Source organism: Pseudoduganella sp. R-32 (assembly GCF_049913245.1).
In the GTDB taxonomy this organism is placed as follows: Bacteria; Pseudomonadota; Gammaproteobacteria; order Burkholderiales; family Burkholderiaceae_D; genus Rugamonas.
In genome coordinates this window covers 5,415,212-5,427,160 of sequence record NZ_CP183987.1, presented here as the reverse complement: position 1 = coordinate 5,427,160, position 11,949 = coordinate 5,415,212, and the positions used below count along the sequence as shown (strand labels likewise).

14 protein-coding genes are annotated in these 11,949 nt (G+C 60.8%); 10 read left to right on the top strand and 4 right to left on the bottom strand.

Annotation, left to right across the window (positions count from 1 at the left end; all coding sequences use genetic code 11):
- Positions 1–11 precede the first annotated feature (11 nt).
- Entirely contained in the window at positions 12–1,130 is a 1,119-nt protein-coding gene (locus ACN9MU_RS24765) for a hemin-degrading factor (protein WP_426163544.1), read from the top strand.
- Between the two features lie 86 nt (positions 1,131–1,216).
- On the opposite strand, the gene hslO is transcribed toward ACN9MU_RS24765, so the two are convergent.
- Entirely contained in the window at positions 1,217–2,164 is a 948-nt protein-coding gene (gene hslO, locus ACN9MU_RS24760; RefSeq protein WP_426163542.1) for an Hsp33 family molecular chaperone HslO, read from the bottom strand.
- Between the two features lie 5 nt (positions 2,165–2,169).
- Positions 2,170–2,694, bottom strand: coding sequence for a gamma carbonic anhydrase family protein (locus ACN9MU_RS24755; protein WP_426163540.1), 525 nt, complete (start codon positions 2,692–2,694; stop codon positions 2,170–2,172).
- Between the two features lie 98 nt (positions 2,695–2,792).
- Here ACN9MU_RS24755 and ACN9MU_RS24750 point away from each other — a divergent pair, with 98 nt between their 5' ends.
- The 9 genes from ACN9MU_RS24750 to bamC all read left to right on the top strand — a co-directional run bounded on the left by ACN9MU_RS24750 (position 2,793) and on the right by bamC (position 10,732).
- Positions 2,793–3,668 carry an alpha/beta fold hydrolase gene (locus ACN9MU_RS24750; RefSeq protein WP_426343590.1) on the top strand — a complete coding sequence of 292 codons (876 nt, stop codon included), beginning with the start codon at positions 2,793–2,795 and terminating at the stop codon, positions 3,666–3,668.
- A 42-nt stretch (positions 3,669–3,710) separates the two neighbouring features.
- A complete protein-coding gene (locus ACN9MU_RS24745) occupies positions 3,711–4,544 on the top strand; it encodes a 3',5'-nucleoside bisphosphate phosphatase (RefSeq protein WP_426163536.1) in 834 nt (277 codons plus the stop codon).
- Between the two features lie 72 nt (positions 4,545–4,616).
- Positions 4,617–5,486, top strand: a complete 870-nt coding sequence (gene htpX / locus ACN9MU_RS24740) for a protease HtpX (protein ID WP_426163534.1) — start codon at positions 4,617–4,619, stop codon at positions 5,484–5,486.
- Positions 5,487–5,489: 3 nt separating this feature from the next.
- The gene (locus ACN9MU_RS24735; RefSeq protein WP_426163532.1) at positions 5,490–6,113 is read left to right on the top strand and encodes an L-threonylcarbamoyladenylate synthase; all 624 of its coding nucleotides are present in this window, start codon (positions 5,490–5,492) and stop codon (positions 6,111–6,113) included.
- Between the two features lie 75 nt (positions 6,114–6,188).
- On the top strand, positions 6,189–6,854 hold the full coding sequence (locus ACN9MU_RS24730) for a site-2 protease family protein (RefSeq protein WP_426163530.1): 666 nt from the start codon (positions 6,189–6,191) through the stop codon (positions 6,852–6,854).
- 4 nt (positions 6,855–6,858) lie between these two features.
- On the top strand, positions 6,859–8,061 hold the full coding sequence (locus ACN9MU_RS24725; RefSeq protein WP_426163528.1) for a tryptophan--tRNA ligase: 1,203 nt from the start codon (positions 6,859–6,861) through the stop codon (positions 8,059–8,061).
- Entirely contained in the window at positions 8,054–8,611 is a 558-nt protein-coding gene (locus ACN9MU_RS24720; protein ID WP_426336256.1) for a class I SAM-dependent methyltransferase, read from the top strand. The genes ACN9MU_RS24725 and ACN9MU_RS24720 overlap by 8 nt, the downstream gene beginning before the upstream one ends.
- A 74-nt stretch (positions 8,612–8,685) precedes the next feature.
- Positions 8,686–9,564 carry a 4-hydroxy-tetrahydrodipicolinate synthase gene (gene dapA, locus ACN9MU_RS24715; RefSeq protein WP_057261202.1) on the top strand — a complete coding sequence of 293 codons (879 nt, stop codon included), beginning with the start codon at positions 8,686–8,688 and terminating at the stop codon, positions 9,562–9,564.
- Between the two features lie 13 nt (positions 9,565–9,577).
- Positions 9,578–10,732: an outer membrane protein assembly factor BamC gene (gene bamC, locus ACN9MU_RS24710; RefSeq protein WP_426163522.1), complete on the top strand. Its 1,155-nt coding sequence runs from the start codon at positions 9,578–9,580 to the stop codon at positions 10,730–10,732.
- Positions 10,733–10,905: 173 nt separating this feature from the next.
- Here the strand turns inward: bamC and ACN9MU_RS24705 are convergent, their stop codons facing one another.
- A complete protein-coding gene (locus ACN9MU_RS24705; RefSeq protein WP_426163520.1) occupies positions 10,906–11,187 on the bottom strand; it encodes a hypothetical protein in 282 nt (93 codons plus the stop codon).
- Positions 11,188–11,474: 287 nt separating this feature from the next.
- On the bottom strand, positions 11,475–11,945 hold the full coding sequence (locus ACN9MU_RS24700) for a hypothetical protein (protein ID WP_426163518.1): 471 nt from the start codon (positions 11,943–11,945) through the stop codon (positions 11,475–11,477).
- Between the last annotated feature and the right edge of the window lie 4 nt (positions 11,946–11,949).

Sequence of the window (11,949 nt, the reverse complement as noted above, 5' to 3'; positions counted from 1 at the left end):
AGGAGAAGAACATGAAGACGAAGAAGATATACGCTCTGCTGGTGTTGACCGGCCTCATCGCAATTGCTGCCGGGACTGTAAGCGCGGCGTCACTGGCCGATCGCTGGACCACGCTGCGTGCCGAGCAGCCCAAGCTGCAGATCCGCGACGCGGCGCGCACGCTGGGGACTTCCGAAGCGGAGCTGCTGGCGACTGGCATCGGCAAGACCGTGACGCGACTGTCGGATGCGGACCACGCGGTGAACGACATCATGATCCGCGCGCTGGACCTTGGCACCGTTCTGGCTCTGACCCGCAATGAGAACGGCGTGCTGGAACGCACCGGCGTCGCGACCAAGGCCAAGCCGGAATCGTTCAGCGACAAGGAGCGCTTCCGCGCAGTGGCCGGCGGCTACCTGGGCGGTGAGATCGACATGCGCTTCCATTTCGCGAACTGGAAGCATGCATTCGCGGTGGTGCAGCCGGGGCGCGATGGTACGACCAGCCGCAGCCTGCAGTTCTTTGATGCGCAGGGCAATGCGGCGCACAAGGTCTACGTAAAGAGCGAGGCCGGCGTGGCGGTGTTCGACAAGATTGTGGCGGACTTCAGGCATCCGCAGCAGACGGGGGAGCTGAAGATTGTTGCTGCTGCGCCGAAGGCGGCGGAATTGGCTGATAGCGCGGTAGACGTGAAGGAATTCCAGCTCGCATGGAAGGAAATGACCGATGTTCACCAGTTCAACCGCATCGTCAGCGAGTTCAAAATGAGCCGTGAGCAGGCATTGCGACTGGCGCCGGAAGGCTTGGCTCAGAAGATTGGCCCGCAGGCTTTACGCAAGCTGCTGGACGAATCAGCGAAGCAGCAGCTGCCGATCATGGCTTTCCTGGGGAATGGCGCGGCGACACAGATTTACAGCGGCAAGATCAGCAAGACAGCTGCGAGCGGTGACTGGTATAACGTGCTCGATCCGGAGTTCAACCTGCACATTCGCGAGACTGCGCTCAAGAGCGGGTACGTGGTGCAGCGGGCGGGCGTGACGTCGGTCGAGTTCTTCGACAAGGACGGGGAGCTGGTGGTGACGTTCTTCGGGGTTCGCGAGCGCGCCAAGCCGCAGCCGCAAGCGTGGGTGGATTTGACGCGGGCGCTCTAAGTGTCCGACCCGCGGGGGCAGACACTGGAACGCGGCGGCCACGGGCCTGGTGTCTGACCCTGCGGGTCAGACACCGCTTCACCGGTTTAGTGCTTGGCTTCCGAGCCGTGGATCAGGGCTTCGGCGGGGGCGTCGGTGACGAAGAGCTGGGCGCAGTCGACGGCGTCGTACTCGTAGTGCTTGCCGCAGAAGTCGCAGTTGATACCCAGCTTGCCTTGCTCGGACAGGGCGTCTTCCACTTCCTGCTGGCCCAGCATCTTCAGCATATTGCCGACCTTTTCACGGGTGCAGGAGCAGTGGAATTGCGGATGCAACGGCTCGAACACGCGCAGGGTCTCTTCCCAGAACAGGCGCTTCTGCAGTACATCGATGCCGTGCTCCAGCATCTCCGCTTCCTTCAGCGTGTCGCCCAGCATCACCACGCGGTTCCAGGTTTCCTGAGATACTTCGGCGGCGTGCGCGGTGGCTTCGGCTTTGCCGCCATGCAGCGGCAGCTTTTGCAGCAGCAGGCCGCGCGAAACCTGGTCGTCGGCCGCCAGCCACAGCTTGGTGTCGAGCTGCTCGGAACGCAGCATGTAATGTTCGATCACGGTTGCCACGTCGTCGCCGTCCAGCGGCACGATGCCCTGGTATGGCTGCTGGCCTGGCACTTTCTCGGCTGGGTCCAGTGTGATCACGAAGCGGCCGTGGCCCTGGGCATTAACCAGCGCCTGCAGGCCGGCATCTTCCGCAATCGCGAATTCGGCATTCATCTTGGCGGTGGCGCGCATGCGCAGGTCGGAATCGCATTCCACCACCAGCAGGCGTACCGGGCCATCGCCGTGCAGTTGCATGATCAGCGAGCCGTTGAACTTGAGGTTGGCCGACAGCAGGGCGGCCGCCGACACCATTTGCCCCAGCAGGCGCTTGACCGCGACCGGGTAGTGGTGGCGGGCGACGATTTCGCGCCAGGTGGCGGAGATATCGACCAGCTCACCGCGCACGGCGGCGTCTTCAAAAACAAACTTCTGCAGGGTATCGGGGGTGTTCGTCATTGTTTTTATCCAATCTTTTTCAGTTGCGACTTGAACAGCTGGCCACGTTTGACATAGCTGTCGGCGCTGCCGATCAGGCGCGCCACGTCTTCCTCTGTCAGCTGGCGCACCACCTTGGCGGGAGCGCCCACGATCAGCGAGTTGTCGGGAAATTCCTTGCCCTCGGTGACCAGGGCGCCGGCGCCGACCAGGCAACCCTTGCCGATCCTTGCGCCGTTCAGTATTACCGCCTGGATGCCGATCAGCGATCCGTCGCCGATGGTGCAGCCATGCAGCATGGCCTGGTGGCCGATGGTCACATCCTTGCCCACCGTGAGCGGGTAGCCCATGTCGGTGTGCATCACCGTACCTTCCTGCACATTACTGTTTTCACCGATTGTGATGCGCTCGTTATCGCCGCGGATGGTTGCGCCGAACCAGACGGAGCTGTTCGCGTGCAAGGTCACCTTGCCGATCAAGGTCGCATTCTCCGCCACGAAAGCGGAAGCATCAATCTCTGGCGCATGTTCGCCAAGCTGGTAAATTGTCATGGATGGTCCGGTAGGAGGGAAGTGGCGCTATTGTACGCCAAGCAGATTTTAGAACGGTCGTGCTATTATTCTGTTTCACCCATTTCGAGGCAGGCACCATGATTCCATCCCGTTCCGACTTTATCGACGTGCGCGGCAAGCGTACCCACGTGCTGCACTGGGGGCGAGAAGGTGCGCCCAAGGTCTTCATGGTGCATGGCTGGATGGATGTGGGCGCCAGCTTCCAGTTCGTGGTCGACTGCCTGAAGGGCGACTGGCATGTGATCGCGCCGGACTGGCGCGGTTTTGGCCTGACCGAACGCAATGGCACGGATACCTACTGGTTCCCCGACTATGTGGCTGACCTGGATGCCATCCTGCGTCATTACCAGCCGGAGGGGGAAGTCAACCTGCTGGGCCACAGCATGGGCGGCAATGTTGTCAGTTTGTACGCGGGTGTGCGCCCGGAACGCATCCGCCGCCTGGTCAACCTGGAAGGCTTCGGCCTGAAAGCGACCGTGCCGGAGCAGGCGCCGTCGCGCATGCGCAAATGGCTCGATGAACTGCTGGTGGAGCCTGAAATGCGCACCTACGACTCGCAGGCGGCCGTGGCGGCTCGCCTGCAAAAAACCAACCCGCGCCTGTCGGACGAACGTGCCGCTTTCCTGGCCAGCCACTGGTCGGCCCAGAATGCCGACGGCCGCTGGGAAATCCTGGGCGACCCGGTGCACAAGCGCCCCGGCCCTTCGCTGTACCGCGTTGAAGAAGTGCTGGCCTGCTGGAAGAAAATCACGGCGCCGGTACTGTGGGTGGAGGCGGAAGACACCAATATGTGGCTGTGGATGGGCCCCATGGACGAGGCGCGCGCCGAAATCGACCGCCGTCTGGGCCACCTGGCGCGGGTGACGCCGAAAATGATGCCCGATGCCGGCCATATGCTGCATCACGACCAGCCGGAAATGCTGGCGGAAATGCTGGAGGAATTCCTGGCCTGAGCTTTCAGCGTACAATGAAACCTTCGCAACATTGCAACCAGTATGCTGAACGTAGACCTCCATTGCCATTCGAACGTGTCCGACGGTGTGCTGCCCCCTGCGGCAGTGGCCGAGCATGCCCATAAGGCGGGCGTGAATGTCTGGGCCCTGACAGACCATGATGAAGTGGGCGGTGTCGCTGCTGCTCGCGCAGCCGCGCAGCTTTACGGGATGCGCTTCGTGACGGGAGTGGAAATTTCCATTACCTGGGCCAGTGAGACGGTGCATATCGTCGGCCTGCAAATCGATGAAAACAACCCCGCGCTGGTGAAGGGGCTGGAAGAGACCCGCTCGGGACGCGACAATCGCGGCCGCGAGATCGGGCGTCAGCTTGAGCTGGCGGGCATTCCTGGCGCCTATGAAGGCGCGCTGACTTACGTCGATAACCCGGCCTTGATGTCGCGCACGCACTTCGCCCGCTTCCTGGTGGAGCAGGGCGTTTGTTCGTCGGTGTCGGAAGTGTTCCGCAAGTACCTGTCGCCGGGCAAGCCGGGGTATGTTGAACATCGCTGGGCAACGCTGCAGGATGCAGTGGGCTGGATCCTGGGCGCGGGCGGGATCGCGGTGATTGCGCATCCGGGGCGCTATAAATTTACGCCGATGCAGGAAGGTATCCTGTTCGATGAGTTCAAGCAGCTTGGCGGGACGGCGATCGAGGTCGTCACCGGCTCGCATACGCCGGACCAATATCCGAAATATGCCAACCTGGCCAATAGCTATGGCTTTTTGGCTTCGCGCGGGACCGATTTCCATGCGCCAGGCGAGGCACGGGTAGATTTTCGCTTGCTGCCGCCGCTGCCTGGCAATGTGACGCCGGTGTGGCACGACTGGTTCTGAACTCGGGGGCTTGTAAATCCCTACTGCTGACCATAGATTAACGTTCGGTAAAGTTGTCCGGAGGCCCACTCTATGAAACGCATCATCCTTTTTATTGCCACCAACCTTGCGGTTGTCGTAGTACTGTCGATTGTCTTGTCGCTGCTGGGCATCGGACGCCCTGGCTCCGGCACCAGCATGGGCGGCTTGCTCGCGTTTTCCGTGGTGGTTGGCTTCACCGGCTCGATCATTTCGCTGCTGATGTCCAAGCCCATGGCCAAATGGTCGACCGGCGCGCGTGTCATCGAGCAGCCGCAGGATTCCACTGAGCAGTGGCTGGTCACTACCGTACATGCCCTGGCGGACAAGGCTGGGATCGGCCGCCCGGAAGTGGCCGTGTATGAAGGCGACGCCAATGCCTTTGCCACGGGCGCTTTCAAGAATGACGCGCTGGTGGCGGTTTCCACCGGCTTGCTGCAGTCGATGAACAAGGAAGAAGTCGAGGCTGTGCTGGGCCACGAGGTGGCGCACATCGCGAATGGCGACATGGTGACGCTCACCCTGATCCAGGGCGTGGTGAATACCTTCGTGGTGTTCCTCGCACGTATCGTCGGCTCGGTGGTGGACGGCATGCTGAACAAGGATGAAGAGCGCCGCGGCCCGGGGATTGGCTATATGGTCACCGTCTTCGTGTGCGAGCTGCTGTTTGGCCTGGTCGCCTCGATGATTGTTGCCTGGTTCTCGCGCCAGCGTGAATTCCGTGCTGATGCCGGTTCAGCGCGTTTGCTGGGTTCCACGGTGCCGATGCAGCATGCATTGGCGCGCCTGGGCGGCGTACATCCGGGCGAACTGCCGCAAGGGATGGCGGCATCGGGCATCACCTCGCCGAGTGGCTGGGCGGCGCTGTTCTCCAGCCATCCTCCGATTGAAGAACGCATCGCAGCCCTGCAACAGCTGCGCTAAAACATGACCCAATTCTTCCAGGTACACCCAGACAATCCGCAACTGCGCCTGATCAAGCAAGCGGCGCAAATCATCCACGGCGGGGGCATTGTCGCCCTGCCGACCGATTCCTGCTATGCGCTGGTGTGTCACCTGGACGATAAGGCGGCGGTGGAAAAGCTGCGCCGCATCCGCGGCATCGACGAGAAGCACCACCTGACCCTGTTATGCCGCGACCTGAGCGAGATCAGCACCTACGCCCGGGTCGACAACAAACAATTCCGCCTGATGAAGGCAGTGACGCCCGGCCCGTACACCTTCATCCTGGAAGCGACGCGCGAAGTGCCGCGCCGCCTGTCGCACCCCTCGCGCAAGACCATCGGCTTGCGGGTGCCGAAAAACACCATCACCGAAATGCTGATGGAAGAATTGGGGCAACCGCTGCTGGGCACCACACTGATCCTGCCGGATGACGACGAACCGCTCACCGACCCGGATATGGTGCTGGAGCGGCTTGGCAAGCAGGTCGAACTGGTGATTGACGGTGGCGCCTGCAGCTTCGAGCCGACCACCGTGGTGGACCTGACTGGCGATGAGCCAGAACTGATCCGGCGCGGCTGCGGCGACTGCGCCGCCCTCGGACTTTGAACCCTTCATTCCTCAATTCGCCCCCAGTGCAGGTGGCTGGCGGAGCGGTCGAAGCCCTCTGATAGAATCCCAGTTATGAACGATTTTGACCAGGTTATCCGCAACATTGCGGTCTACGCGATCCCTGTCCTATTTGCGATTTCTCTACACGAAGCTGCGCACGGTTATGTGGCCCGCTACTTTGGCGATAACACTGCCGAAAAGCTGGGCCGTCTGACACCAAATCCGATGCGTCATATTGACTTGTTCGGCACTATCATTTTGCCGGTTCTTCTTTTGCTGTCGCCGCTGAATATGGCATTCGGATACGCCAAGCCGGTCCCGGTCGACTTCAATCGCCTGCGCAATCCGAAGAAGCAAATGGGCTTTGTAGCCGCTGCAGGGCCTGCAGCTAATTTTGCAATGGGTCTCGGTTGGATGCTGTTGCTCGTGTTGATGATCAATTTGGGCGTAACCGAGCGTTTTCCGATTGAAGTGTGCAAGGCTGGTGTTATTGCGAACTCAGTTATGTGCGCCTTTAACCTGATCCCGATACCACCGCTTGATGGCGGCCGAATCGTGACTTCGCTGCTTCCACGCGACCTGGCGTATAAATTCGCCAGCATCGAGCGCTTGGGACCGATCATTTTCATCGGCATTATCCTCCTGCTGAACACCGGCCCATTCCGCGCTATGGTAGGAGCACTGGTGGGAATTGTGATGACCTTGATCGAACTGCCGTTCCGACCATTCCTGAGCTGACACCATGTACCCCGACCGCGTCGTTTCCGGCATGCGCCCGACGGGCAGCATGCACCTTGGCCACTACCATGGCGCGCTGAAGAACTGGATCAGGATGCAGTCCGAGCAGCCTTGCCTGTTCTTCGTGGCCGACTGGCACGCGCTGACCACGCATTACGACGACCCGTCCATCATCGAAAAATCCACCTGGGACATGCTGGTGGACTGGCTCGCCGCCGGTATCGACCCCACCCAGGCCACGCTGTTCATCCAGTCGAAAATCCCGGAGCACGCCGAGCTGCACCTGCTGCTGTCGATGGCCACGCCGCTCGGCTGGCTGGAGCGCGTGCCAACTTACAAGGACCAGATCGACAACCTGGCCAACAAGGACTTGCAAACCTATGGCTTCCTCGGTTACCCGCTGCTGCAGGCTGCCGACGTGCTGATCTACCGCGCCAGCGAAGTGCCGGTTGGCGACGACCAGGTGCCGCACGTCGAAATGATGCGCGAGATCGCGCGCCGCTTTAACCACCTGTACGGCAAAGAGAAGGGCTTCGAGGAAAAGGCGCAGGACGCGGTCAAGAAGCTGGGCAGCAAGCGTGCCAAGCTGTACAACGAATTGCGCACCGCCTATCAGCAAGAGGGTGACGACGCCGCACTGGAACAGGCGAAAGCCATGCTGGATGATGCGCAAAACCTGTCGATGATCGACCGCGAGCGCCTGTTCGGCTATCTCGAAGGCGCGCGCAAGCTGATCCTGGTTGAGCCGCAAGCGAAGCTGACTGAGGCCAGCCGCCTGCCGGGCCTGGACGGCCGCAAGATGTCCAAGAGCTACGGTAACGCGATCGCTCTGCGTGAGGACAAGGAATCGGTGACGAAGAAGATCCGCACCATGCCAACCGACCCTGCGCGCGTGCGCCGCACCGATGCGGGCGAGCCGGAGCGTTGCCCGGTGTGGCAATTCCACGTGGTGTATTCGGACGGCCCGACCCAGGAATGGGTGCAGAAGGGTTGCAAATCGGCCGGTATCGGCTGTATCGAATGCAAGCAGCCGGTCATCGATGCCATCGTCAAGGAGCAGGAGCCGATGCACGAGCGTGCGCAGCCTTACCTGGACGACCCGTCCCTGGTGCGCGCCATCGTGGCGGACGGCAATGAAGCAGCGCGCAAGTTGGCGCAGGAAACGATGCGCGATGTGCGCGAAGCAATGGGATTGAGTTATGGCTGATGTTTTAACCCCACCTTCAGCTTGGGTGGAACGATTTGCGCCGCTGGTGCCCAATGGCGAGGTATTGGACCTGGCTTGCGGCAACGGGCGCCACTCGCGCCACCTGGCTGCGCTTGGCCACGCCGTGGTGGCGGTGGATCGCGACGGGGCGGCGCTGGCTGCCGCGGCCGGCGCCGGCATCGTCACCAGCCAGATCGACCTGGAAGAAGAGGGCGCCTGCTGGCCCTTCGGGCCGGCGCGCTTTGCCGGCATCGTCGTTACCAACTACCTGCACCGTCCGCTTTTGGCCGATATGCTGGGCAGCCTGGCGCCGAACGGCATGCTGATTTACGAGACTTTCGCCGATGGCAATGCGGCCTTCGGCAAACCATCAAACCCGGCCTTTTTGTTACAGCCGGGAGAATTGTTGGAATTGGCTAGAATGCATGGTTTGCGTGTCATCGCATTCGAAGATGGCGTCGTTAATACTCCGAAACCGGCCATGGTGCAGAGGATTTGTGCCGTGAAAGGGGAGTTTCCAAGGGAGGCGGCGCTGTTGCCGTCATTTTGAGCGACCAAAATGCACCACGGGTGCAGGGTATGCTCTACAATCGTCGTTTTAATTCTTATTGCAATTGGTTTCCTATGATTAAGGGTAGCATTGTAGCAATCGTAACCCCGATGCACGCGGACGGCAGCCTCGACTATCCAGGCCTGAACGCGCTGATCGACTGGCATATCGCCGAAGGCACGGACGCCATTGTCATCGTCGGCACCACCGGCGAATCCGCCACTGTCAGCGTGGCCGAGCATTGCGAGCTGATCAAGGCTGCCGTGGAGCGCGTTGGCGGCCGTATCCCGGTGATCGCCGGTTCCGGCGGCAATTCCACCGCGGAAGCCATCGAGCTGACCCGTTTCGCCAAGAACGCCGGCGCCGACGCCTCGCTGCAAGTGGTTCCTTACTACAACCGCCCAACCCAGGAAGGCATGTACCAGCACTTCAAGGCCATCGCTGAAGCGGTGGACCTGCCGGTGATCCTGTACAACGTACCGGGCCGCACCGTTGCCGACATGAGCAATGACACCATCCTGCGCCTGGCCAAGATCAAGAACATCATCGGCGTCAAGGACGCGACCGGCAATATCGCCCGCGGCTACGACCTGCTGCGCCGCGCGCCGGCCGATTTCGCTGTGTATTCCGGCGACGATCCGACCGCCATCGCCCTGATGATGGCCGGCGGCAAGGGTAATATCTCGGTGACGGCCAATGTGGCGCCGCGCCAGATGCACGAGCTGTGCGAAGCCGCGATGGCTGGCGATGCCGCCAAGGCAACTGCCATCAACAACCAACTGCTCCCGCTGCATCAGCACCTGTTCATCGAACCGAACCCGGTGCCGGTCAAGTGGGCGCTGGCGGAAATGGGCAAGATGCCGAAGGGTATCCGCCTGCCGCTGGTGTCGCTGGCAGAGCAGTATCACGAGACCGTCCGCGCTGCCCTGCGTGAATCCGGTGTGCTGAACTAATCTTCTTTTTCACATGACTATTCGCAAGATCGTTTCCCAGACCCCGCAGCGCGGGCTCGTCGTTGGCGCCCTGATGCTGAGCCTGACCGGTTGCGGCATGGTGCAGTCCGTTGTCGGCGAAACCAAGGTAGATTACAAATCGGCCAAGAAGGCCAGCACGCTGGACGTGCCGCCGGACCTGACCCAGCTGTCGAAGGACAACCGCTATTCGCTGCCAAGCAATGACCGCGGCGTGGCGACTGCTTCCGGCTACCAGGCTGCGCGCGGAACCACCCCAGGCGCAGCGGCAAGCAGCAACGAAGTGGCGAGCACCGGCAACAGCGCCGTGCGCGTCGAGCGTTCCGGCAACCAGCGCTGGCTGGTGGTGCAGCAGACCCCCGAAGCCCTGTGGCCGCAGCTGAAAACGTTCTGGGAAGAGTCGGGCTTCACCTTGGCGGTGGATGATGCCACTGCCGGCGTGATGGAAACCGAATGGAATGAAAACCGCGCCAAGATCCCGCAGGACTTCATCCGCAGCACGATCGGCAAGGTCTTCGACGGCCTGTACTCGAGCGGCGAGCGCGACAAGTACCGCACCCGCCTGGAGCGCAATCCAGCCGGCGGAACCGAGATCTACATCAGCCATCGTGGCACCAAGGAAGTCGTGACCGGCGCGCAGAACGAGTCGACCATGTGGACCAACCGCAATAGCGACCCGAACCTGGAAGCGATCTTCCTGGCCAAGCTGATGACCAAGCTGGGTGGCACGACCGACGAGGCGACCGCGCGTACTTCGGTCGACAATGCGGCAGTCCAGGCGCAGCACGCCGTGCTGGTGGGCGAGGGCGCCGATGCCTTCATCAAGACCGACGAAGGCTTCGAGCGTACCTGGCGCCGCGTGGGCCTGGCGCTGGACCGTGCCGGCTTCACCGTGGAAGACCGCGACCGCGTGCAGGGTGTGTACTTCGTGCGCTTCGTGAACGATGCCACCGATACCCGCGGCTGGTTCAGCAAGCTGTTCAGCTTCGGCGCATCGGATAAAGAGAAGGAAGCGCAGCGCTATCGCATCTCGGTGCGTTCGGATTCGGTCAACACCACCCAGGTTTCGGTGTGGAATAACCAGAACAAGCCAGAAGCTTCGCCGGTCGGGCAGAAAATCCTGACCCTGCTGCAAGAGCAGCTGAAATAAGGGTGGAAGCCAATAAATCAAAAGCCGGCGCAAGCCGGCTTTTTTATTAAAAGTCGGGGTCAGGTCTGGCAATCGGACATTAATGTCCGATTGCCAGACCTGACCCCGACTTTCATAAAACTATAGGCGAAAAAAAACCAGCCCGAAGGCTGGTTTTTTTCCCTGCGCAGGAATTACTTAGCAGCAGCGGAAGCAGCGGAAGCAGCAGCCGAAGCAGCCGAAGCAGCTGCGGAAGCAGCAGCAGCAGCGTCGGTAGCAGCGGAAGCGGCAGCAGCAGCAGCGTCAGCGGCTGGAGCAGCAGCAGGAGCAGCTGCGTCAGCTGCTGGAGCTGCAGGAGCGGCTGCTGGAGCAGCTGCTTCTGGGGTTGCTACTGGAGCAGCAGGAGCTTCTTCTTTCTTGGAGCAAGCAGCCAGGGCAACAGCCAGCAGGGAGGCGATCAGCAGGGATTTTTTCATTTGTTTTCCTTAAATAACAACAAAAATTAAACAATGTTGCGATGAATAATTACCGGTAATTATCGCTCGTACGGCGTTTCGTCGGCCCTTCCAACCTTCAGAAAAAGGTCGACCAGACACGGAAACACACCGGATATTATAGCGTTTTCTGCTGCGTCGCAATAGCAAATCGGGCGGTTTACACAACTATTTTGCGAAAGCGCAATATTTTTTTCCCGCGCCGATCTGCTGGCAACTGCAGCGATTACCGTCATACCTCGAACCGCAGCATTTTACATTTTTCCGGCTTACAATCCAGTCGTTCCTGGTCTCAGGCCCGGCTGGGTTTCGGCCCAGATAGCTTCATAACGCTCCAAACTGGTTTGGGTTGACGATGGAGCATCAAAATCCGCTTCGCCACGGAAGTGGTCGCAATGGAAGCGGCGCACGATGTGCACGCCGTCCGCCACGCAGAAGGAATCGGTCAGGGTGCTGATGCTGCGGCTGGTCAGGCGGCATTCAATCTGGTGGCTGTAATCTTCCAGCAGCTTCAGGAAGCGCGGTTCATTGCGCTCCAGATGGCCATTGCTGTGGGCGACCAGCTGGATGCGGCCTTTGTGCTGCAGGAAGTGGCGCAGCAGGGCGTCAGTCTTCGAATGGCCCAGCTGCCACCAGGCATAGTCCGGGTCGAACATCTGCAGCGTCAGGCGGCCTCGGGAGATGCAGTCCAGTAGCAGGGACTGGAATTGGGTACGATTGTCAAAAAGCTGCTTCTCCATGCTA